This window comes from Nonlabens sp., assembly GCF_965657255.1.
Lineage (GTDB): Bacteria > Bacteroidota > Bacteroidia > Flavobacteriales > Flavobacteriaceae > Nonlabens.
Genome location: NZ_CBFHNM010000002.1, coordinates 106428 through 130734, shown reverse-complemented (window position 1 = coordinate 130734; position 24307 = coordinate 106428). Strand labels below are relative to the sequence as shown.

Below are 24307 nucleotides of genomic sequence, written 5' to 3'. Positions count from 1 at the left end.
ACTGATTTTGATTTCACTTTAGATGCTGAACAATTTATGTCCAATTCTCTAACCATAGTCTATCCTTTCAAAGATCGTGACATTAGACGTGTACAGATAAGTTTAAATTCCTTATCGGTTCAGAGTAACCAAGATTTTCAAGTGCTTTTTATAGATTACGGTAGTGATTTACAGCTTGCCGCACAGGTTGAAAAGTTGGTTTCTGGATATAATTTTGCAAGCTATCAATACATTGCAGCGCAAAATACGTTATGGAATAAATCCAGAGTACTCAATATCGCTTTGAAACAAGTAGAAACAGATTACTTTTTTGTGGCAGACGTAGATGGAATTTTTGCACCAGACTTTGTACAGTCACTACATGATCTTTCAGAAGCAGATACGATTACCTATTTTAAAGTAGGTTATTTAACTAAAGAAGAAAGCGCTACAGAAAAGGCTTTTCAAGATTATACGGTTAAACGATTCTCTACGGAAGAAGCTACCGGTTTGAGTCTTTTTCCTGTATCGATTTTGAAAATAATAAATGGCTTTGATGAGTATTACCATCTTTGGGGTTCTGAAGATACCGACGTTCATGTACGTGCTTTTGCTGCTGGTTGTAATGTGAATTTTTATAATGCTAAGGTTAAGATTTTACATCAATGGCATGAGATTTATCTGAATAGAATCGATACCGTTTTTACTTCTAGAATTACAGTAAGAGGTATTGCTAGGCACAATATGAAATATCTTGATGATCTTAAAGCAAAGCCTTATACAAAAGCAAACGAAGATTTTAATTGGGGACACTTATGGACTAAGGAACAGATATCTAGTCTGGACCATCCTGAAATTTACGTAGAGTTACCTTTAAATAAAAAGAAGCGATTGCGGTTATTAGAACAAACAGACTATGCTAGTAAGTCCATTCAGTTTACTGCAAAAAAGGTAAATAGTTTAACGGCACTTCTATTTAAAATCACTAAAGGAATTACTGCCGAAAAATTTATTAGTGATGAAGTACTCACTTATCATATAAATAATTGGAGAGATTTACCGTATTCATATTTGGTTAATGAAGAAAAAGGAACATTTTCATATACGGTAAATTATGTCTAACATTATAACCATTCTTTGTTCTCATTTGCCACTGCCTTATTATAAAATAGGAAGCTGGACGACGATGTTTGATACCTTATTTCGCGAGAAAAGCGAAATAGATGTCATTTTATGTCCTCAACCGCAATCTAAATATAAACATGTGGCCTATTTACAACCAAATTTGGGTTTTACTCATAAACTTAAAAGGAAACTGGGATGGAGTAAAAAGTACGATCCTTATTATGGGCAATTGCGTAATTATTTGAATAATACGAGTGATGCTGTAGTTATACAAGTGGTTGATAACGCAGGATTTGTATTTGATTTACATACCTACCTTGTAAAAAATAAGCTCAGAAATCGATGTTTTATCCAGTATTATTATCATGGTTTTCTTCCATTTTATGATGGGGAAACAGCGAAAGATTTTCTAAAAGGAATTGATGAACATATATTTTTAACAGCATCTTCTAAGGATTATCATGTAAAATCTTATCCTACTTACAACAGCAAATCTATAGTGATTCATAATGGTATTGATAAGAATAAATTTAAACCGATATCATTTGATGATTCTTCAGATACAAGAAAATCATATCTGATAGATGAATCCACAACAGTTTTTTTATGGTTGTCACAAGATCGAGAAAAAAAAGGATTGAGTTTTTTACTTTCTTTCTGGGAAACTTTTATAGAACAATATCCAGATTCTTTGTTGATAATCATTGGGACTCATAGAGACGTAGTCTTAGATAAAACTATGGTATTGGGTAGAATACCTAACGAACAATTGCCCAGCATTTACCAAATGATTGATGTATATTTATTTCCTACCTTGTGGGAAGAAGGTTTTGGACTGTCACTGGTAGAGGCGTTATCTTGCGGCTGTTATTGCATAGCTAGTAAAATAGGTGGCGTTCCAGAGGTTTTGGGTCATGGAAATTATGGAGTTTTGGTGGAAGATCCCTGGAATAAAGACCTATGGTTACAACACATGAAGAATGCGTATCATTTAAAGAATGACGGGCATTTAAAACAGCAATTTAACTTGCCTAAAAATAAATACAATATAGAAGTATGGAAGCAGGAAATGAATGCTGCTCTAATAGAAACTAAAAAAGAGTTCTATATTTCTTTACAACAATTGAATATACAAAATGGCACAAATACTCATAACAGGTGGAGCAGGTAATGTAGGTAGCGCTCTAGCGAAAAAACTTTCTGAAAAGCAAAGCTACCAAATTACTATAGTGGACAATCTACTTACTGGTAGTATTGTAAAAGTTCCCAAACGAGATAATGTTCATTTTATAGATGCTAGCGTAAATATCTATAAAGACATTTCTCCTGTATTTTATGCAAATAAATTTGATTACGTATTTCATTTTGCTGCGGTAGTAGGAGTAAAGCGTACGCTGGATAATCCGCTATGGGTACTGGATGACATCAAAGGATTTGAAAATATATTAGGATTATGTAAAAACACAGGCGTTAAAAAGGTATTTTTCTCTTCTTCTTCAGAAGTGTATGGAGAACCGGTAGAATTCCCACAGAATGAAATCACAACGCCACTCAACTCCAGACTGCCTTATGCCATCGTTAAAAATGTGGGAGAAGCCTTTTTAAAATCTTACTATGAGCGATATGGTTTAGATTATACGATATTTAGATTTTTCAATACTTATGGCCCTAATCAAAGCGAGGATTTTGTTATTCCTAAATTTATACAGTTAGCTCAAAATAATGAACCGATTACCATATATGGTGACGGCTCACAGACCAGAACATTTTGTTATATAAATGATAATATTGATACCTTGGTAAAAATATTAGAAGATAACTTACTTTCTGCTCAGGTAGTTAATGTAGGTAATGACGTAGAGGTATCTGTTTTGGAACTGGCAAAATTGGTCATTAAGATATGCAACAGCGATTCAGAAATTATACATTTACCGGCACTTAAAGAAGGGGATATGACACGTCGCTGCCCAGACATCAGTAAAATGAAATCTATATTAGGTAGAGAATTACTAGATGTAGAAACTGGAATGAAGAAGTACTTAAATTCTTTGTAAAATTGATTTATGAGAATAGGTTTAAGTAAAGCAAAGCAAAATTCTAAACTAGAGATAGATACCTACCATCGTGTCATCATTCCAGTATATATACCCAATCTAGAAGAAGACTATTTTAAAGGAACTCTTGAGGTTTTAAAGTTATGCATCAGCTCTTTATTAAACACCATTCATAATAAAACCAGAGTTTCCATTATCAACAATGAATGTTGTACAGAGGTTACAGATTATTTGAATCAATTATATAAAGCAGAAAACGAAATAGATCAGCTGTATAACTCGCAGGTTAATTTAGGTAAGGTAAATGCTATTTATGGCATCTTAAAAAGTACCTTAGAGCCGATAATCACGATTACCGATGCTGATGTGATGTTCTTACCTCAATGGCAGTCCAAAACAGAAACTATTTTTAAACAGTTTCCTAAAGCCGGTATGGTAGCGCCAGTGCCATCTAGTATCGCTTATGAAAACGAGATGACTAGTACAACTGTAGGTTATGGTGTTCTAAATGGAAAAATAGAATTTGCCGATGTTGTAAATCCGCAGGGATTGCATCGGTTTCAAGAAAGTATAGGTCGGGAGATTTATTTTAAAGAACATTTAGATCAATATCCCATACTTGAATGTCATGGTGCCAGAGCCGTAATAGGTTGTGGTCACTTTGTAGCGACTATGAAACGTTCTAGTTTTGATCTAGCTCCGGTTAGACCATCGCAACATAAAATAGTAGGTGGCAGCGAGCGCACCTATATCGATAAGCCTAATAATGATAGCGGTTTTTTAAGACTCGCTACCTTGGATAATCATGCGTACCACATGGGCAACGTTCCAGAACAGTGGATGCATGATGAGGTGCCTAAAAATAAAGAAAAAATTATCGCATTAAACTTAGAAGAATTACATCTACAAGAAAAAGGTTTGCCATGGTGGTATCAAAAAGCTGGATGGCTTATTTTAAAAATCTTTAGAAAGAAAAAATCGATACGTTATACTTATTTCAAAAAAATAGGTTTGAGACATAAAACATACTAAAAATGACCTTCATTATAGCCGAAATAGCACAAGCCCACGATGGCAGTCTCGGGATTTTAAGATCCTATATCGATGCAATTGCAGCGACTGGAGTAGATGCGATCAAGTTTCAGACACACATCGCACATGCAGAAAGTAGTGAGCATGAGCCATTCCGCGTCAATTTTTCTTATGAGGATAACACTCGATATGACTACTGGCAGCGCTTGGAGTTTACCCAAGAGCAATGGATCGAGATAGGAAAACACTGTAAAAGTGTAGGTTTACAATTTTGGTCTTCGCCATTTAGTAATGCAGCGGTAGATCTCTTGGAAAAAGCTCGTGTGGATGGTTATAAAGTAGGCAGTGGCGAGGTAAATAATTTTCTGTTATTGGAAAAAATATGCCAGACTTGTAAACCCATTATCATCTCTAGCGGTATGTCTAGTTTCGAAGAACTCGATAAAACGGTAGCCTTTCTAGAAAGCAAAAATGCCGACTTCAAGATATTACAATGCTACACCGCATATCCCACAACACCAGAGCAATACGGGCTTCATGTGATCGCTCAGCTCAGGCAACGTTATAAGCAACCCATAGGTTTTTCTGATCACAGCGCCACGATCGCCGCAAATGTTGCAGCTGTTGCATTGGGTGCTAAGGTGCTGGAGTTTCACGCTGTTTGGGACAAGCGCATGTTTGGACCAGATGCGATGGCGTCGCTTAATATCGATGAGATCAGCCAGCTGGTTACCGATGTTAGAAATATTGATAAGGCCATTTCCAGTCCTATAAATAAGGATGATACTACCGCTTTCGCGAAAGTGAAACAAATATTTGAAAAATCACTTGCCATAAACAAAGACCTGAAAAAAAACCATATCCTTACCTTTGATGATCTGGAATCTAAAAAACCAAAAGGATTCGGAATCTTAGCTTCCGAATTTCAGTCGGTAATTGGTTTAAAATTAAATAAGGATTTAAAAGCCTATGAGTTTTTAAATCAAAAAGATATCTCATGAGAAAAATTTGTGTAGTCGTTACCGCTAGGCCTTCCTATAGTAGGATCAAAACCGCTTTGCAGGCCATTAAAGATCATGAAAATCTAGAGTTACAACTCGTTATTGCTGGCGCTGCATTGTTGGATCGTTATGGAAACGCGATCGAATTTATCAAGAAAGATGGTTTTGAGATAACCGAAAAAGTTTTTATGGTACTAGAAGGAGAAAATAAAACCGCCATGGCCAAAACCACTGGTCTAGGTGTCATGGAACTCTCTAATGTACTCTACAATTTACAACCAGATGCCGTCATCACTATTGCAGATCGTTATGAAACCATTGCCACAAGTATAGCGGCGGCGTATCAAAACATTCCTTTAGTACATATTCAAGGTGGAGAAGTGACTGGAAATATAGATGAGAAAGTACGCCATGCTAACACGAAGCTGGCAGACGTTCATTTTGTAGCAAGTGAAAACGCCAAAGAACGTGTTATTAAATTAGGAGAAAATCCAGATATGGTTTTCAATACAGGATGTCCATCTATAGACCTTGCTAATGAAATTAAACAATCTCCAGCACTGGATTTTGATCCTATTGAAAAATATGGTGGCGTGGGCGTAGATCTTGATATTAAGAAGCCATATATAGTGGTCATGCAACATCCTGTTACAACAGAATATGCTCGTGCAAAGGAAGATATACTCAAAACATTAAAAGCAGTGGACGAGCTTGACTTCAATTGTTTCTGGTTTTGGCCCAATGTAGATGCTGGTAGCGATGGAACCAGTAACGGAATACGCTCTTATCGAGAAAATGCACAACCTAGAAGAATGAGATTTTTCAAAAATATGGAGTCGAATGATTTTTTGCGACTGCTGGTCAACTCAAAATGTCTGGTAGGAAACAGTAGTGTAGGAATAAGGGAATGTGCTTTTTTAGGTGTTCCAGTGGTCAATATAGGAACTAGACAGAATAGGAGAGAACGCGGTAATAATGTGCTCGATATAGATTATGATAAAGAGACGATTAAAAATGCGATTAGTCAGCAAATGACTCATAGTTCATTAACAAATTCTACGGTTTACGGTAATGGAAATGCAGGAAAAAAAATTGCAGATTTATTGGCGACTATAGACTTGCCGTTTCATAAAACCATTACTTATTAATGAGAGTTTTAGGCATTATACCAGCACGAGGTGGATCAAAAGGAGTTCCTGAGAAGAACAAAAAACTACTTTGTGGAAAACCACTCATTAACTACACGATCGAGTCAGCTCTGAATTCTAGTTTATTGACCCAAGTAATCGTTTCTACCGAAGATCAAGAAATAGTAGAAATCGCCAAAAAATCTGGAGCTGACGTGCCATTTCTGAGACCTGAAGAACTAGCGTCTGACACTGCAAAATCTATTGATGTGGTCGTACACGCCATAAATTACATGAAGTCCATAGATGAATCTTTTGACGCGATCTGTTTATTACAACCTACCGTTCCATTCAGAGAAAAAGGTAGTATCGATACAGCGATCGAATCATTTATAAAAAATCAAAACGATTCTTTAATATCTGTGCTAGAAGTTCCACATCAGTTTAACCCGCATTGGGTTTTTGAAGAAGTGGACGGTAAGCTGAAAATAAGTACAGGAGAAAACGAGATCGTTTCTCGTAGGCAAGAGCTGCCACCAGCCTTTTATCGAGATGGAAGTATTTATGTGACGAGTTGCAAATTACTTCTTGATAAAAATAGCTTTTTTGGTAAGAGTTTAGGATATTTTAAATCTAGTAGTAGAAACCACCTAAATATAGACACACAAGAAGACTGGAAGCTTGCTGAACAATTAGGATATCAACTAACATATGGTAAATAAAAAGATTGTTGTGTTATTACCTGATGGTATATGCTTACGTAATTATGTTTATACTGATTTTGCAGCTATCGCAAAGTCACAAAACTTAGATCTTATTTTTTTAAATAATACGTCAGTTGATTTAAGGATGTATGGCTTAAACTCGATGCCATGGCCTAAAATTAAGTTACATAAATTTACAGATAGTCTAAAAAATGCGCTTAAGATTAATGAATTAACTTGGTTTGAAAATAAGTTTGATAACCCTATTTACAGAGAATACATCTTTAAGAACAATAAAAGAGGATGTAAAAACTACATCAAAAACAGTATTACCAAGCTTTTCATTACTTCTAATCCCAATGAAAAATCAATACTAGAAATAAGAGAAAAAATCAAATCCCAAGAACGTAAAACGCAGTATTACAAAAGTTGGAAATTGATGCTTGAAGATTTACAGCCAGATCTCGTATTTTCCACCAGTCAGCGATCTGCGGCGGCGATTGCTTCATTAGAAGCTGCAAAAGAATTGGGTATTCAAACCGTTTGTTCTGTGTTTTCATGGGATAATTTACCTAAATCCACATTGCTGGTTGAGGCTTCCCATTATTTTGTGTGGTCAGATCACATGAAAGAAGAACTAGCGACTTACTATCCATTTACAAAAGCGTGCAATACCTATGTAACAGGAACAGGTCAGTTTGAGAATCATTATAAGCAAGAATCAGTTATTGAAAAAGCAGAATTTTACAACAGGTTTAATTTAGACCTAGAAACTACGTATATCTGTTTTTCGGGAGATGATATTACTACTTCTCCTTATGATCCTATTTATTTAGAAGATGTGGCGCAAGCGGTAACCCAACTTAATAGTAACGGATTGAAATTGGGTATCATATTTAGGAGATGCCCTGTTGATTTTTCAAATAGATTTGATACTATAGTGGATGCTTATAGCGACGTTATTACTAAAATAGATCCAGCTTGGGAAATGCGAGGTTCTTCTTGGGATGAAAAATTGCCATTGTTAGAAGATGGAAAGTTACAAGCCAGTATTGTTCATTATACAGCTTTTGTGATGAATATAGGATCAAGTATGGTCTTTGACTATGTCATACACGACAAGCCTTGTGTTTATTTCAATTATAATCCAGCTGAAATTGTGCCGCTTAAAAAAGATGTGAATGTGATATATAACTACGTTCATTTTAAATCCATGACCAGTCCCGATGCAGTCGTATGGATAAATAATAAGAAGGAACTTAAAAGTAAAATGGAAGTACTTTTATCAAATCCTAAAGCTACTGTTCATGCTGCACAAGAATGGTTTAATAAAATAGTTGCCTCTCCACAGCGTGATGCATCTCAAAGAATTGTGAATAGCTTAATTGATATTTTAAATTAATGCACATAGCATTTCTAACTCCAGAATATCCAGATACTGCCACAGGAAAAAGTGGTGGGCTAGGTACGAGCATCAAAAATATAGCAATTGCGCTACAAATAAATGGCGTTAAGATTAGTGTTATTGTACCTTATCAAGATAAAACTGAAGTAATAGAAAGAAACGGTATAACTTTATTTAAAATTAAAAAAGAAAACTATCCTATTGCCAACTGGTATTTTTATAAAAAGAAGGTCTCTAAAACCATTAATGTTTTTATAAAAGAATATCAAATTGATTTAATAGAAGCGCCAGACTGGACAGGTATCACGGCATTTATGAAGTTAGATTGCCCTATTAGTGTACGACTTAATGGGAGCGACGCTTACTTTTGTCACATCGATGGAAGGCCACAAAAAAAGAAAAACTTTTTATTAGAAAAATTGAATTTTAAAAATGCTGCGGGCTTACTTTCTGCTAGTTCCTTTACTGCTCAAATAACCAAGAAAGTTTTTCAAATAGATCGAGAGTTTACAATCATTCATAATGCCATCGATGACCATGCTTTCCTACCACAAGACAAAGAGGTAGAAAATCAAATACTATACTTCGGGACTTGTATTAGGAAAAAGGGAGTTCTAGATCTTGCACAAGCCTTCAATTTATTAATAGAAAAAAGATCACAAACAGAATTGTTGTTTCTAGGTAAGGATACCATAGATTATAAAGAAAACAAGTCCACCATAGAATTGATAAAAAAAGCGTTAACCCAAAAAGCTATACAAAACACTAGATTTATAAAAGAAGTACCCTATCAAGAAGTTCACGATTATCTAGCGGCTGCAACTGTAATTTGTTTACCTAGTTATGCAGAGGCTTACCCTATGACCTGGCTAGAAGCTATGAGCATGGAAAAAGCGCTGGTAACTTCAGACATAGGTTGGGCAAAAGAAATGATGGTACATGAACAAACTGGTTTTATGGTGCATCCTTCAAAACACAGCGATTTGGCTGACCATCTATACCAATTTTTGGAAGATAAAAATTTACGAGCTCAAATGGGTAAGAATGCTAGACAAAGAGTTCAGAAACATTTTTCTACGGAGGTTATTGTAAAGCAAAATATATCTTACTACAAAAACCTCTTAACTTGATTATCTATTTTTATCATAATAAGAAGAAGGCAACTCGATTGTTGAATGATAACAATCAGCAATTGCCATTACCTAGCGATGCAAATATTATACAACAATTTATTTATGTTGCGTCTCAATTTCCTAATGAATCTATCTTATGGATAGAAGAATCGGTGGCAGATTTGGTAAATAAGGAAGACCTATTAATTCATTATAAGACTTCTCGTTATATGGTTAGCATAGGGAATATGAACCACCATTTTTTATATCCTGAAATAGGATATGTTACTGATGGACCATTTGTCTCAGTTTCTCAACAATTCAAATATCCTACTTGGTTAATGCAAGAAAAGGCGGGAATTGTTGCAGCATCCGTCATTAATCAATTCAATGGGAATAATTATAAACATAAGTCGTTAGAATATTTCTTAACTTCAGTTGCGAGATTAGGACAACCGCAAGGATTGTTTTGCTACCACATTCCTTTAAGCTCTCAAATCGTTAAGGACTTACATGAAAGTCACTTAGCACTCTTTCAGTTTGTGGTACAGCATTACAAACGAGTATGGAGTTTTGTTTTGTTTTTTTTATTGAATAGATATGAGAATGTTTTTTCTTTTTCCGCTTTCGCGAAAGCACAATTTATAACCAAGTTAAACACACATTTAGAGTTAGCTCATACCAAAAAGCTCTTGAAGAATTATTCTGAATTCTCCTACGAAGTCATTATTCCAACGATGGGCAGACGCGATTATCTAAAAGATGTGTTATTAGACTTTTCTAAGCAAACGCACTTACCAAAACGCATAATTATCGTAGAGCAGAATCCAGATGTAACTGCGGTATCTCAATTAGACTATATCTCAGAAGAAAAATGGCCTTTTGAAATTGATCATACTTTTATTCATCAAACCGGTGCTTGTAATGCTAGAAATCTAGCCATCTCAAAAACTACAGAAGATTGGGTCATGCTTTTTGATGATGATAATCGATTTGAAAAAGACACGTTTGAATCTATATTTGATCAAATCAACAAGCTTAAGTGTGAAGTGTTAACGACATCCTATTTACAGGAAAATGAGGTAGAAAAATATACAACACCTATGCAATGGTCCACATTTGGCTCAGGATGTTCTATGATTCATAGAGAGGTATTAGAAAAATGTAAATTTGATATGGCGTTAGAACACGGCTATGGAGAAGACGTGGATTATGGAATGCAAATACGTAATGCTGGCTATGATGTCTTTTATGCTCCAGAAATTGAGATCTTACATTTAAAAGCACCAGTAGGTGGTTTTAGAAAAAAAGTCGAGTTTCCGTGGACTGATCAAGGATTACAGCCTAAACCATCGCCACAAATTATGTATCATCGTAAAAAGAACACGACTAAGGAGCAACTTATAGGTTTTAAATGGTTATTATTTGTAAACTATTATAAAAGACAAACTTTAAGAAATCCATTTGCGTATTACAAGCGTTTTAAAAAAATGTGGAGTCTTAGTTTAAATTATTCCAATAATTTATAGAACTTGAAATTATTTTGAAACTATCCCTAATCATCTGCACCTACATGCGTCCAGAACCATTATCTAGATTGATGGATTCTGTGATGGAACAATCTGTTGTTCCTGATGAGGTTTTGATAATTGATGGTTCAACAGATGATATTACGAAATCACGCTTTGGCGAAAGCATAAACAGCATCATCAAATATTACCAAGTACCACCAGAACATCGTGGTCTTACCAAGCAACGAAATTACGGTATCGAAAGAGTATCTGAAGATATGGAGGTTGTCGCATTTTTAGATGATGATACGATTCTGGATCAGGATTATTTTGAACAAATTTTAAATACGTATAAGGAATTCCCAAATGCAATAGGTGTAGGCGGCTTTATTACAAATGAGGTAACATGGGAGCAAGTGACAGTAGAAAATCCAGCAGATTTGAACTATTTTTATCACGACGGCTATCAACGTAAAGAAAGCAGTCGTTATCAATTAAGAAGAAAATTAGGACTAGATCAAAAAACACCACCCGCTGTTTATCCAGAATTTGGTCACGGCAGGTCGATAAGTTTTTTGCCTCCATCTGGTAAAATTTATAAGGTAGAACAGTTAATGGGTGGTGTTTCTAGTTTTCCACTGTCCATTTTAAAACAGCATCAATTTTCAGAATATTTTGAAGGTTACGGTCTTTATGAAGATGCCGATTTTACCTTGCGATTATCTCATATAGGTGATTTGTATGTGAACACAGCAGCCCAATTAGAGCACCATCACGATGCTGCTGCTAGGCCTAATAAATACAGTTATGGTAAAATGGTGGTGCGCAATGGCTGGTATGTGTGGCGTATCAAGCATCCTGAACCATCTTTAAAAAATAAGTTTAAATGGTATCAAATCACCCTTTTGCTCACAGCTATTAGATTTCTCAATATCTTTACCACCAGTGAGCGCAAAGAAGCTTTTACCGAAGCAATGGGAAGAAGCATTGGGATAATAAGCTTGTTATTCAATAATCCTAAAAAATGAATTTTCTTGTTATTTCAGACGCACATTTGATCCAGCAAAATGGTAAGAAAGTAGCCTATGCACCTTATGTTAAAGAAATGGATCTATGGATGCATCACGTAGATAGTACTACTTTTATTTCTCCAGATTGTTTTAATGGTCATATCCTATTTCAAGAGTTCAAGAATCAGGATTTTAAACAGATAGGTCTACGGCGATTAGAATTTCATACGTTATGGTCTGCTTTAATTTCTATGTTTACAGTACCTTATCAATTTTTTGTTTTGTGTTTCGCTTTCGCGAAAGCGGATCATATCCATCTACGTTGTCCTGGAAATCTAGCTTTACTAGCCAGTATGGTTCAAGTTTTTTTTCCAACTAAAAAGAAAACGGTTAAATATGCTGGCAACTTTGATCCCAATGCGACACAACCGATGGCCTATAGATGGCAAAAGAGAATTCTTTCAAATACCTTTTTAACTAAAAATATAGATGTTTTGGTTTATGGTGAGTGGCCTCAACAAACTATAAATATAAAACCTTTTTTTACGGCCACTTATTCAGAGAACGATAGAGGTAATTTTACAAAAGATTTCAAAGAACTTTACCAGTTCATTTTTGTAGGTACACTTTCTCAAAATAAGAATCCGCAATTGTTGGTGGAACTTATAAAGCAATTAAATAAAGAAGGTGTTGCTGCACAAGCTCACTTTTATGGAGATGGACCTATGATGGAGGAATTAAAAATTATGACTGATTCTCATTCTACACCATGCTATTTTTATGGAAATCAATCTAGTGAAGTGCTTAAGGTAGCTTATGAAAAGGCACACTTTTGTTTTTTAGCATCAAAAAGTGAAGGCTGGCCCAAAGCCGTTGCAGAATCTATGTGGTATGGATGTATACCAATTGCGACACCAGTAAGTTGTGTGCCGTGGATGCTTGGGATTAAGGAAAAGCTTGGTGAAGAAAATGATCAGGTAGATTTTACAAATGGTTTAGACCTCAAAAGCATAGGTTCTAGAGGATTAATTTATACAGATAAAGACCAAACAATTTTAAATTTAAAAAGTTTATTACGTAATCCTGCGGTAATCAAAATGATGTCTCAAAATGCTAAAGATTGGTCGCAAGATTATACTATTGAAAAGTTTGAGCGTGAAATAATTAAGCTAGTTCAGTCATGAAAATCCTTCAAATCATAGATAGTCTAGATGCTGGCGGAGCAGAACGTATGGCAGTTAATATCGCAAACGATTTGCAAAACGCTGGACATGAATCCCATTTATGTGTTACTAGGAAAGAAGGACTTTTAAAAAAATCTATCCAAAATGAAGTCAGCTACTTATTTCTTGAAAGGAAAGGTAGAATAGGATGGACAGCCATTTTACAACTTAGAAATTACTTAAAAACAAATAAGATTGAAGTTGTGCATGCGCATAGCACATCGGCATTTATAACAGTCTCGAGTATTGTTACTTTACAAAATAAACCAAAGTTCATATGGCATGATCACTACGGAAAAGCAAATCAACTTCATAGTCGGCCAACTAAATTACTTAATTATCTATCTCGTTTTTTTGATCATATAATTAGTGTGAACTCGTTACTTAAAGATTGGGCAATTGAGAAATTAAGAACTAAGGAAGTTACTTACTTAGAGAACTTTGCCGTGAAATCAACAGATTCTCAACTTGCATCTTCTCTAATAGGAAATCAGGGCAAAAGAATTATTTGTCTCGCCAATTTGAGAGAGCAAAAAGATCATTTTAATTTAATTCATGCTTTTGAAATAGTCTATAAGACTTATCCCGAATGGACTTTACATCTATGTGGTCAGGATTTTAATGACGTTTATTCTTCAAAAGTGAAAAATCTTATCTCAGAAAAGAATATGCAGAATGCTATATTTCTTCTCGGATCTAGATCTGATGTCAGTTCGATTCTTGAGGAATGTGATATCGCGGTTTTATCTTCTAAATCAGAAGGTTTGCCAGTTGCATTATTAGAATATGGGCTTCATCAATTGCCAGTAATCACTACAGATGTAGGTGCATGTGCTGAGGTCGTTCAAAATTATGGAATCGTAGTGCCACTTAAAAATGCCGAATTACTCGCGACAGCCATTAAAAAAATGATAGCAAGCAAAGAGTTGCGAGAAAACTATGCTACTCAATTTCATAATCATATTGTGGAGAATTATGGTAGTGACCGTTATGTGGAGAAGCTTTTAGAAATTTATAATCAAATCCATTAAGCACTTTAATTGCGCTTAAAACCCTTTAAAAATTGATGGTTCCCTATTAGCCTTCTATGCAAACGTCAATTTTGATTTTCGTTTTGATTTTGTTTTTACTTTTATTTTTCCGTAGCATTCTTCTCCACAGCATCCCAATATTCATAAGCACGACGCAAGTGTGGTATAACAATAGTTCCTCCTACAAGAGTGGCTATAGAAAGCGCTTCTACTACTTCTTCCTTAGAAATTCCTTCTTTATGGCTGGCTTCTAGATGGTATTTTACACAATCGTCACATCTTAAAACGGTACTAGCCACAAGGCCTAGCAATTCTTTAGTTTTCTTGTCTAATTTACCAGCTGCAAACGCATTGGTATCTAGATTAAAAATACGTTTGATAATCTTGTTGTTATCTTCAATAATGGCATCATTCATTTTTGCACGATACGCATTAAATTCTTCTACTTGATTGCTCATATTATTTTAAGGTAGCTAATTTTTTATTTCTCTTTTTTTCTCGGTAAAGGACAAATTTAGATATGAAAATGCTCACTTCATATAAAATTAACACAGGTATGGCAACGATTATTTGACTCGCTACATCCGGTGGCGTTATCACAGCTGCCACAATCAAAACAATAACTAGCGCAAACTTTCTATTTTTCCTCAATCCTTCTGGAGTCGCAAGACCTATTTTAGTTAGAAAGTATATGATTACAGGTAATTCAAATAGTAGTCCCGAAGCAAGGATGGAAGCTCTTATATACCCTATGTAACTAGCTAAACTAGGTTCTGTAGAAATTTCAGCACTCAAGTTATAGGTCATCATGAAATGCACTGATAGAGGTGCTATAACAAAATAACCAAAGGTCACGCCTATGAAAAACAATAAGGAGCAAATGATAATAAAGCCACCACTATACTTTTTTTCAGTAGACTTTAATCCTGGTGCAATAAAGCTCCAGACTTGGTACAATATCCATGGAAAGGCAACCACAAACCCTACCAGTACACAGGTCCAAATATGGGTAGAAAACTCATCAGACATTTCTTTGGACTGTACTTTGAAATTAAAATCAGGATTGCAAAAGTCACTTACTATTCCAAAATAATTTCCAAATTCGCAGAAGAACTCATACGTAACAAACGTTCCTCTTTTAGGGCCAAAAATGATCGTGTCAAAAATAAAATCAGTAAAAAAAGCCGCAATAACAGCACCTATTAAAATTCCTAAAATAATACGTATCAAGGTCCAGCGCAGTTCTTCTACGTGGTCTAGAAATGACATGTTATTAGGATCTACTTTTTTACGAGCCATAATTAAACGATTCCTTCTCTAATTAAATCATGAATATGTACTACACCAGCATATGCTTCATCGTCCACTGCTATTAATTGAGATATATTCATCTCTTCCATTAATTCTCGTGCTTGTATCGCCATAGAATCTGCTGTAATAGTTTTAGGATAGCTACTCATTATATCGCCAGCCACCAGGTCATCGATGTTTTTACCACTAGAAAGCATACGCCTTAAATCACCATCTGTTATAATACCTATTGCTTTAGAATCTTCTGTCACAACAGTCATTCCTAGCATGTTTTCAGAAATGTTTACAATTACATCTCTCAAGGTAGTGCTTGCGTGCACTTCTGGCTTATTGTTTTTTTCAATAATATCCTGAACGCGCAGGTATAATTTTTTACCTAACGCTCCTCCTGGATGATATCTTGCAAAATCTTTATCAGTAAAACCTTTTAATTCTAACAAGCTTACAGCAAGTGCATCACCTAAAACTAGCTGTGCAGTGGTACTTGTTGTAGGTGCTAGACCATTGGGACAGGCTTCTTCTTTAATAGCTGCGTGTAAAATAAAATCTGCCGCTTGACCCAGAAAAGAATCTCTATTGCTAGTAATGGCGATTAATTTATTTTCAAAGTTTTTAATTAACGGTACTAACACCTTTATTTCTGGAGTATTTCCACTTTTAGAAATGCAAATGACTACATCATTCGTTTGTACGATTCCTAGGTCTCCATGTATGGCATCTGCAGCATGCATGAAGATAGCAGGTGTTCCAGTGGAATTCATAGTGGCAACAATTTTCTGTGCTATAATCGCACTTTTACCTATTCCAGTGATGATCACTCGTCCATTAGCATGGTGTATGTGTAATACCGCTTTCGCGAAAGCGGAATCAATACCATCTACAAGGTCTGTAATGGCTTGTGCCTCAATGCGAACTGTTCTTCTCGCAACTTCTAGTACTTTATTTTCCTGTTCCAAAAAAGATTACTTTTAAGTATAATTTGTGATAATGAAATTATATCGTAAATTTAGCTTACAAAGATAAACAAAACGCAACAGCCGCATGGCAGATACGCAAATAGGATTAGAAGATAATCTAAAGAAATATTTTGGATTTGGGCAATTTAGAGGATTGCAAAAAAAGGTAATTACATCGCTACTTAATAAAGAAGATTGTTTTGTTATCATGCCTACCGGCGGTGGTAAATCACTTTGTTATCAATTACCTGCTTTGATGCAAGAAGGAACTGCCATTGTGGTATCTCCTTTAATCGCATTAATGAAAAATCAGGTAGACGCTATCAGAGGTGTGTCAGATCACGATGGTGTAGCACATGTCTTGAACTCTTCCCTCTCAAAAGGAGATGTGCAAAAAGTAAAAGAAGACATTGAAAGTGGTATTACAAAATTACTTTATGTCGCACCAGAATCACTTACTAAAGAAGAGTATGTCGATTTTTTAAAACAACAAAAGATATCTTTTCTTGCTGTTGATGAAGCACATTGTATTAGTGAATGGGGACATGATTTCCGTCCAGAATATAGAAATTTACGTAGGATTATTGATCGCATAGGATCTGATATTCCTATCATAGGACTTACCGCCACGGCAACACCTAAGGTTCAAGAAGATATTCTGAAAAATCTACAGATTACAGATGCAACAACATTCAAGGCATCTTTTAATAGACCCAACCTGTATTATGAGGTACGTCCTAAAACAGAAAATGTAGATGCAGATATTACTCGCTTCATAAAGCAAAATGAAGGTAAATCTGGTATTGTTTATTGTCTATCACGTAAAAGAGTAGAGGCACTAGCCCAAGTTTTGCAAGTTAACGGCATTAAGGCCGTTCCTTATCATGCAGGTCTAGACGCAAAAACTAGAGTGAAACATCAAGATATGTTTTTGATGGAAGATACTGATGTGGTAGTAGCTACCATCGCATTTGGTATGGGAATCGATAAGCCAGATGTACGTTTTGTAATACATCATGATATACCTAAAAGTATAGAGTCTTATTATCAAGAGACAGGTCGCGCTGGTCGTGATGGAGGAGAAGGACACTGTCTAGCTTATTATTCTTATAAAGATATAGAGAAGTTAGAGAAATTCATGTCAGGAAAACCTATTGCCGAGCAAGAAATAGGACATGCGTTGCTTCAAGAAATGGTAGGCTATGCAGAGACGAGTATGAGTAGAAGACAATTTATTCTTCATTATTTTGGAGAAGAATTTGATCCTGCAACTGGAGCTGGTGGCGATATGGATGATAATATGCGCAACCCAAAACCTCAAAGAGAATCTGTAGAAGAGGTAAAGCGATTGATAAAGGTTATTGAAGCGGCTGGAGAACGTTATAAATCAAAGGACATTGTTAATATCTTGATGGGTAAAAATAATGCAATGATTTCTAGTCATAAGTTAGATCAGCACAATTATTTCGGTAGTGGTAAGTATAAGGAGAAAGCCTTCTGGACAGCACTAATTCGTCAGGTACTTGTTGCCCGTTTGATCAAAAAAGACATTGAAACCTATGGAACTTTAAAAGTTCTTGATGCTGGTCGGGAGTATGTAAAGTCAGGTACATCTTTTATGATGAGTGATGATCATACTTATAATGAATCTGCAGATCAAATAGTAGGTGCTGCAAAAGGTGGTGCTGTCGATGCACAGTTGGTTAAGTTTTTAAAAGATTTGCGTAAAAAGGTCGCAACACAAAAAAATGTGCCTCCTTATATTGTATTTCAAGATCCATCACTGGATGATATGGCGACTAAGTATCCTATTACCATGGAAGAGATGGCAAATATTCATGGTGTAGGAGAAGGGAAAGCAAAAAAATATGGAAAGTCTTTTGTAGAATTAATCGCTAGGTATGTTGATGATAATGACATTACCAGACCAGATGATCTAATCATTAAAAGTACTGGTGCAAAATCTGGAAATAAACTGTATTTCATTACAAGCATAGATCGCAAGCTAAGTTTTGATGACATAGCAAGTGCTAAAGGAATGGATGTCCCACAACTTATTAATGAGTTAGAAAGCATTGTTTACAGTGGTACTAAATTAAATGTAGGTTACTGGGTAGATGAAATGCTGGATGATGAGCAACAAGAAGAATTACATGAATATTTCATTGAATCAGAAACCGATAAAATTGATGCTGCGGTAGAAGAGTTTGATGGTGATTATGAAGAAGAAGAAATTCGATTATATAGATTGAAATTTATCAGTGAGGTGGCAAATTAGATACATCAAATTCTTATTAAAATAGAGAAGCCTGTAACATACTTGTTACAGGCTTCTCTATTTTTACATATCAATAGTTCTTTATGGTAAATATTTTTTTGAATATTCCGCTTTCGCGAAAGCGGAATCAACATAAATAGTAACAATTAGTTAAATGTTTTGATATGTGTTTGAAATAAAACCTTTATCGATAAGTATAGCTATTAAAGTTGATCAGGTAAACTATATTTCTTAAAAACTTCTATTTTCTAATTTAGAGATTTCTTCTGGGTTTGTAATGACTCTAAATGCTAATTTAAAGCCTTCATAACCTGCAAAACCGTAAAATAAGATGTCCATAAATCCAAATGTTTCTTTCATCACAGGAATAAACTGAGAGTAGTCAAAGCTTAAGAAAGTATCCAGATATCCCATATCATTATAATTTGCTAAAAAACCAATGGTGCTTAAGAAATTTCCTAAAAAGCAACTAAGAATAGCGATCACCGCACCTGCAAGGCCAAAAACCATATCAATCCCTTTACCGCCCAGGCGTACTGCATGACCGACTATAAAACCTATTCCTATAGCCATAAAACCTATTTGATATTCTGTTGTTACGGTTATGACAGCCCAAATTACGGCACCTACAACACCAGCTGCTGTTCCCGCTACAATACCGCCAGCAAGATTTTGTTCCTCTCTTAATTTTTCATTGGTAGTTTCAGAAAGTCTGTGAAGGTTTACGGTTCCATCTCTTTCCATATTTACCGACTTTACTAGGGTTTCATCTTTTGAAAAAGAATTGCAAGAAACTTCAAAATCGGCTTTTCTATCTGTTAAAGCACATAATATACCTTGTTTAAGATCCATTTTGCGATGAGTGCATTTTTCACAGAATGTCAAATGTTCAGCTCTAGTCATAGGTGGTTGGAATATGTATTAATTTTTGAAAATTAAAGAAAATAAAGTCTTTAAAAAAAGAGTCTTAAATCTTATTTGCCCTCAATTCTAATCAATTATCTTTGCAGCCTTAAAAAATAAGAACAATGCAAGAAGGAATTTACGCAAAATTTGACACGACTAAAGGAGAAATCCTAGTGAAATTACACCATGATAAAACACCTGGAACAGTAGGTAACTTTGTTGCTCTTGCCGAAGGTAATTTAGAAAACAAAGCAAAAGATCAAGGTGTTCCTTATTATAATGGTTTAAAATTTCATAGAGTGATACCAGATTTTATGATTCAAGGTGGCGATCCACAAGGAACTGGTGCTGGTGGACCTGGTTATAAATTTGATGATGAATTTCATCCAGAATTACGTCATGATGGACCTGGAGTTTTAAGTATGGCAAATGCAGGACCTGGAACAAACGGTTCTCAATTTTTCATAACGCACATCGCGACAGATTGGTTAGATAATAAGCATACTGTTTTTGGTAAAGTAGTAGAAGGTCAAGATGTGGTAGATGCTATCGGACAAGGAGATGAGTTAAAAACACTTACCATCCTAAGAGAAGGAGATGCAGCAAAAGCATTTAATGCTGTAGAAGAATTTCGTCAGTTTGAAGGTGCTGGAAAAGCAAGAGAAGAGCAGGCTAGGAAACAAGCTGATCAGGAGATCGATGAGATCGCTATGGGTTTTGATAAGACAGAAAGTGGTTTACGTTATAAAATCATCAATAAAGGTGATGGAGCGCAAGCACAGAAAGGTCAAACTGTAAGTGTGCATTATAAAGGAATGTTGCCTAATGGTAAAGTATTTGATTCTAGTTATGATCGCAAGCAGCCTATTGATTTTGCTTTAGGAATGGGACAGGTTATTGCTGGTTGGGATGAAGGAATCCAGTTATTACAAGTAGGTGATAAAGCACGTTTAGTAATACCGTCGCATATCGCTTATGGAAGCGCTGGTGCAGGTGGCGTTATTCCACCAAATGCTACTTTAGTATTTGATGTAGAGCTTGTTGCTGTGAAGTAATAAATTTTAATTTTTATAAGAAAAGCCCTGTTCTTTACTGAATAGGGCTTTTTTTGTGTACGAGTATGAGGATTTATAGTTGATTATTTATTATCAACCGTAAAACCCATTTGGTTGCTCGCTATGCTCGTCGCCAATACCGTTATTCATCGGCACAAGCTCTGTTTTTTCATTGGAAAAGGAGAAAGACTAGCTAGTCATTAATTTAAGGGAAGTCGATAAGTGAAAGTGCTGAAACATAAATTGAATATTTTGAAAAAAATTATAGGTAATCGGTATAATCTTTACTCTCAAATCTGTTTTCAAGTTTATTTTCCTCACTCCTAATTCTTATCTTTACCCTTCAAATAAAATAGCATGAAAGCATTAGTTGTATTTTGCCGTTGGTTCGTCGGTATATTGTTCATATTTAGTGGTTTAATAAAGTTGAATGATCCTTTAGGGTTTTCTTATAAGTTAGATGAATATTTTAGTGCAGCTGTTTTAGGTTTAGAGTTTTTACAGCCTTTAGCCTTACCGATGGCAATTTTTCTAGTCATTTTTGAAGTGATTTTAGGGATTATGTTGTTGATCGGTTTTCAGAAAAAGTTTACCATCTGGTCGCTACTTCTCATGATCGGATTCTTTACGTTTTTGACTTTCTATTCTGCTTATTTTGATAAGGTGACGGATTGTGGCTGTTTTGGCGATGCGATACCACTTGTGCCATGGGAATCTTTTATTAAAGACGTGATTCTACTGGTCATGATATTGATCTTATTTTTCAATATGGATAAATGGAATTCCGCTTTCGCGAAAGCGAAGTCATCCATAATCATTTTGGTAACTACTATCATATGTTTTATAATCGCATACTATGTATTGATGCATTTGCCTATTATTGATTTCAGAGCTTATAAAATCGGAACTGATATTGAAGAAGCCATGAAAGAGGATCCTAATCAGAAAGAAGTTTATGGTTATGACTGGTATTATACAGTAAATGGTGTAGAGGAAATTGTAACCACAGATGGATTACCGCCAGAAGGACGTCCTAATTATGATAAAGTAGAAACGCGTGTAATACAAGAAGCGGCATTGCCTAAAATACATGACTTTTCCATTGAGCGAAATGGTGAAGATTTTACACAAGAAATTCTAGATGAGGATAAAGTTGCTTTTGTGATGATTTACGACATGACTAAAGCAGAAGATGAAGGAATGACAAAACTAGCTAGCTTTATAGAAAGAGCCCAAAAATCTGGCTTTGAAGTAATAGGTTTAAGTGCTAATAGTGAGGATCAGTTAGAGCCTTTACTGAAAATAAATAATATAAGTATTCCTTTTTATACTACTGATGGTACACAACTTAAAACAGCTGTGCGTTCCACACCATCTGTAATGACTATTGAAAACGGTGTGATTACTGGTAAGTCACACTGGAATGATTTTGAGCAGTTGTCTTTGTGATTTCTTATCTTTTTAAGAAAATAGGATATGCGATACTTACTCTTTATGGAGTGGTAACTGTCATTTTTTTGTTATTCTATTTGTTACCTGGAGATCCAGCCCAAATGATGATGGGACAAAATGAAAGTCCAGAACAACTAGCAAATGTTAAAGCAAAGTATGGATTGGACCAATCTCTAGGAACGCAATACCTGTATTTTTTGAACGATCTATCTCCAGTTTCTTTTCACAGTACAAAACTTGAGGATTTTACTCATGATAATGGAAAATATACAGGACTGAATCTTTTCACCTTTGGGGAAACATCTACGTATTTAAAATGGCCTTATTTGAGAGAATCTTTCCAGAAAACAGGTAAAAAAGTAAGTTATATCATAGGAGAAACTTTACCTAACACGATGATCTTAGCGCTTGCTGCTATTAGTATTGCTTTAGTTTTAGGTCTGGTTTTAGGAGTAATATCTGCTTTATATAAAAACAGTTGGATAGACCAAATCATACAATTAGTAAGTACGATGGGAATGAGTATTCCTAGTTTTTTTAGTGCGATCATTTTTGCTTTTATTTTTGGATACGTTTTGAATGAATATACTGGTCTCAAAATGAGTGGTAGTTTATATGAAATGGACGATTATGGTGAAGGAATGCAATTGCAATGGCGCAATTTGATACTGCCAGCAATTGTTTTAGGAATACGTCCACTAGCTGTGATATCGCAACTAATGAGAAATAGTTTGCTAGAAGTTATGGGTCAAGAGTATATTACCACAGCTTATGCAAAAGGGCTTACTACTTTACAAGTGATTAAAAGACATGCGTTTAAGAACGCTTTAAATCCAGTGATTACAGCTGTAAGCGGCTGGTTTGCTAGTTTATTAGCTGGTGCTGTTTTTGTGGAATATATTTTCAACTGGAATGGGATAGGCAAGGAGATAGTTGAAGCTTTAAACACAAAAGACTTGCCAGTGATTACTGGAGCTGTTTTGGTCATTGCCACTTTATTTATATTGATTAATATTCTGGTGGATTTTATATATGTATGGTTGGATCCTAGAGTGAAGTTGGAGTGATGAACTAGAATGCTAAATGCCGATCAAGGAAAAACTAATATCGAAGTTTCAAATCTAAACGTATAAATATTCCTCAATGTAAGTGTGATCAAATAATGTAAATAATGTGTTGATTTTCAAATTTTAATAAGATTACAAAGTCGATATTTTTTATTGCTTTACTCTATTTAATCGTTTTTGATTTAAGTTCACATTGAGCGATTGCCGAAATTCTAAATCTGACCTCTAAACTCTTTGTTTCTTATTTCGTTGAATTGAATAAATTTAACCGTTTCTTCAGTTCGAACTCAGGTTTTGTGATAATAAAACTAAATTCTTATGATTATTATAAATGACTAATAATTTTTTAAAGAGTACTTAATTAAGTACGTTTATTTATATTTGCTTTATGGAAACAGTAAATTATACAGATTTTCGCTCTAATTTAAAGCATTGGTTTGATAAGGTCGTAAATGATGTCAGTGATATAATCATCAAACGCAAGAACGGTAAAGACCTTGTTTTAATATCATTAGATGAGTACAATTCTTTAAAAGAAACAACTTACCTGTTAACCGGAAAAAATAGAGATGTTTTATTAGACTCTATTAAACAACTTGAGACAGGAAAAGGTTTTAACAAAGATCTTGTTGAATAGATGAAATTAATTTGGTCTACGTCCTCTTGGGAAGATTATTTGTATTGGCAAAAGGCCGATAAAAAAATAGTGAAACGAATAAATGAACTTATCAAAAGTTGTATGCGCACACCTTTTGAAGGCATAGGAAAACCTGAAGCTTTAAAAGGTGATCTACAAGGTTATTGGTCTAGACGCATAACATCAGAACATCGATTGGTCTACAAATATATTAATGACCAATTATGGATCGCTGCTTGTCGATATCACTATAATAAATAGGCTTTCAAAAACTATTAATTAACGCAATCGATTTTCATTGATTTGGACTCAATACCTTATCAAACATTTG

General features: G+C 35.0%; 23 protein-coding genes. 19 read left to right on the top strand and 4 right to left on the bottom strand.

Annotation, left to right across the window (positions count from 1 at the left end):
* The first annotated feature begins 36 nt into the window (after positions 1–36).
* Genes ACTF54_RS03050 through ACTF54_RS02990 form a run of 13 tightly spaced genes read left to right on the top strand, consistent with a single transcriptional unit; the run spans position 37 to position 14314 of the window.
* On the top strand, positions 37–1101 hold the full coding sequence (locus ACTF54_RS03050) for a glycosyltransferase family 2 protein (RefSeq protein ID WP_438968727.1): 1065 nt from the start codon (positions 37–39) through the stop codon (positions 1099–1101).
* Positions 1094–2275 carry a glycosyltransferase family 4 protein gene (locus tag ACTF54_RS03045; RefSeq protein ID WP_438968726.1) on the top strand — a complete coding sequence of 394 codons (1182 nt, stop codon included), beginning with the start codon at positions 1094–1096 and terminating at the stop codon, positions 2273–2275. Before ACTF54_RS03050 ends, ACTF54_RS03045 begins: the two co-directional genes overlap by 8 nt.
* Positions 2241–3158: an NAD-dependent epimerase/dehydratase family protein gene (locus ACTF54_RS03040; protein ID WP_438968725.1), complete on the top strand. Its 918-nt coding sequence runs from the start codon at positions 2241–2243 to the stop codon at positions 3156–3158. Before ACTF54_RS03045 ends, ACTF54_RS03040 begins: the two co-directional genes overlap by 35 nt.
* Positions 3159–3167: 9 nt before the next feature.
* A complete protein-coding gene (locus ACTF54_RS03035) occupies positions 3168–4190 on the top strand; it encodes a glycosyltransferase family A protein (protein WP_438968724.1) in 1023 nt (340 codons plus the stop codon).
* Positions 4191–4192: 2 nt separating this feature from the next.
* Positions 4193–5191 (top strand): N-acetylneuraminate synthase family protein, encoded by a 999-nt coding sequence (locus ACTF54_RS03030; RefSeq protein ID WP_438968723.1) that lies wholly within the window; start codon positions 4193–4195, stop codon positions 5189–5191.
* The gene (gene neuC / locus ACTF54_RS03025; protein WP_438968722.1) at positions 5188–6339 is read left to right on the top strand and encodes a UDP-N-acetylglucosamine 2-epimerase; all 1152 of its coding nucleotides are present in this window, start codon (positions 5188–5190) and stop codon (positions 6337–6339) included. The genes ACTF54_RS03030 and neuC overlap by 4 nt, the downstream gene beginning before the upstream one ends.
* Positions 6339–7040, top strand: coding sequence for an acylneuraminate cytidylyltransferase family protein (locus tag ACTF54_RS03020; protein WP_438968721.1), 702 nt, complete (start codon positions 6339–6341; stop codon positions 7038–7040). The genes neuC and ACTF54_RS03020 overlap by 1 nt, the downstream gene beginning before the upstream one ends.
* Positions 7030–8424, top strand: coding sequence for a UDP-glycosyltransferase (locus ACTF54_RS03015; RefSeq protein ID WP_438968720.1), 1395 nt, complete (start codon positions 7030–7032; stop codon positions 8422–8424). Before ACTF54_RS03020 ends, ACTF54_RS03015 begins: the two co-directional genes overlap by 11 nt.
* Positions 8424–9557, top strand: coding sequence for a glycosyltransferase family 4 protein (locus ACTF54_RS03010; RefSeq protein ID WP_438968719.1), 1134 nt, complete (start codon positions 8424–8426; stop codon positions 9555–9557). The genes ACTF54_RS03015 and ACTF54_RS03010 overlap by 1 nt, the downstream gene beginning before the upstream one ends.
* A complete protein-coding gene (locus ACTF54_RS03005) occupies positions 9554–11068 on the top strand; it encodes a glycosyltransferase family 2 protein (protein WP_438968718.1) in 1515 nt (504 codons plus the stop codon). Before ACTF54_RS03010 ends, ACTF54_RS03005 begins: the two co-directional genes overlap by 4 nt.
* Before the next feature lie 14 nt (positions 11069–11082).
* Positions 11083–12078: a glycosyltransferase family 2 protein gene (locus tag ACTF54_RS03000; RefSeq protein ID WP_438968717.1), complete on the top strand. Its 996-nt coding sequence runs from the start codon at positions 11083–11085 to the stop codon at positions 12076–12078.
* On the top strand, positions 12075–13244 hold the full coding sequence (locus ACTF54_RS02995) for a glycosyltransferase family 4 protein (protein WP_438968716.1): 1170 nt from the start codon (positions 12075–12077) through the stop codon (positions 13242–13244). Before ACTF54_RS03000 ends, ACTF54_RS02995 begins: the two co-directional genes overlap by 4 nt.
* Positions 13241–14314 (top strand): glycosyltransferase, encoded by a 1074-nt coding sequence (locus ACTF54_RS02990; protein ID WP_438968715.1) that lies wholly within the window; start codon positions 13241–13243, stop codon positions 14312–14314. The genes ACTF54_RS02995 and ACTF54_RS02990 overlap by 4 nt, the downstream gene beginning before the upstream one ends.
* A gap of 101 nt (positions 14315–14415) precedes the next feature.
* Here ACTF54_RS02990 and ACTF54_RS02985 read toward each other — a convergent pair whose 3' ends face one another.
* The 3 genes from ACTF54_RS02985 to ACTF54_RS02975 are packed head-to-tail and all read right to left on the bottom strand — an operon-like array spanning position 14416 to position 16581.
* Complete coding sequence (locus ACTF54_RS02985) at positions 14416–14772, bottom strand: carboxymuconolactone decarboxylase family protein (RefSeq protein ID WP_438968714.1); 357 nt, start codon at positions 14770–14772, stop codon at positions 14416–14418.
* 1 nt (position 14773) lies between these two features.
* Positions 14774–15613 (bottom strand): twin-arginine translocase subunit TatC, encoded by an 840-nt coding sequence (tatC, locus tag ACTF54_RS02980; RefSeq protein ID WP_347197149.1) that lies wholly within the window; start codon positions 15611–15613, stop codon positions 14774–14776.
* A gap of 2 nt (positions 15614–15615) precedes the next feature.
* On the bottom strand, positions 15616–16581 hold the full coding sequence (locus tag ACTF54_RS02975) for a KpsF/GutQ family sugar-phosphate isomerase (RefSeq protein WP_347197150.1): 966 nt from the start codon (positions 16579–16581) through the stop codon (positions 15616–15618).
* An 85-nt stretch (positions 16582–16666) separates the two neighbouring features.
* Between ACTF54_RS02975 and recQ the strand changes: the two genes are divergently transcribed.
* On the top strand, positions 16667–18859 hold the full coding sequence (gene recQ, locus ACTF54_RS02970; RefSeq protein ID WP_347197151.1) for a DNA helicase RecQ: 2193 nt from the start codon (positions 16667–16669) through the stop codon (positions 18857–18859).
* Positions 18860–19090: 231 nt separating this feature from the next.
* Here recQ and ACTF54_RS02965 read toward each other — a convergent pair whose 3' ends face one another.
* Positions 19091–19711: a hypothetical protein gene (locus ACTF54_RS02965; protein WP_438968713.1), complete on the bottom strand. Its 621-nt coding sequence runs from the start codon at positions 19709–19711 to the stop codon at positions 19091–19093.
* 176 nt (positions 19712–19887) lie between these two features.
* Between ACTF54_RS02965 and ACTF54_RS02960 the strand changes: the two genes are divergently transcribed.
* From ACTF54_RS02960 to ACTF54_RS02940, 5 genes are all read left to right on the top strand, one after another.
* Positions 19888–20820: a peptidylprolyl isomerase gene (locus ACTF54_RS02960; RefSeq protein ID WP_347197153.1), complete on the top strand. Its 933-nt coding sequence runs from the start codon at positions 19888–19890 to the stop codon at positions 20818–20820.
* Positions 20821–21177: 357 nt separating this feature from the next.
* Positions 21178–22269, top strand: coding sequence for a BT_3928 family protein (locus ACTF54_RS02955; protein ID WP_347197154.1), 1092 nt, complete (start codon positions 21178–21180; stop codon positions 22267–22269).
* The gene (locus tag ACTF54_RS02950) at positions 22266–23339 is read left to right on the top strand and encodes an ABC transporter permease (protein WP_347197155.1); all 1074 of its coding nucleotides are present in this window, start codon (positions 22266–22268) and stop codon (positions 23337–23339) included. The genes ACTF54_RS02955 and ACTF54_RS02950 overlap by 4 nt, the downstream gene beginning before the upstream one ends.
* Before the next feature lie 388 nt (positions 23340–23727).
* A complete protein-coding gene (locus tag ACTF54_RS02945; protein WP_347197156.1) occupies positions 23728–23976 on the top strand; it encodes a type II toxin-antitoxin system Phd/YefM family antitoxin in 249 nt (82 codons plus the stop codon).
* Positions 23977–24237, top strand: a complete 261-nt coding sequence (locus tag ACTF54_RS02940; protein ID WP_347197157.1) for a Txe/YoeB family addiction module toxin — start codon at positions 23977–23979, stop codon at positions 24235–24237. It begins immediately after the preceding gene.
* Positions 24238–24307 lie beyond the last annotated feature (70 nt).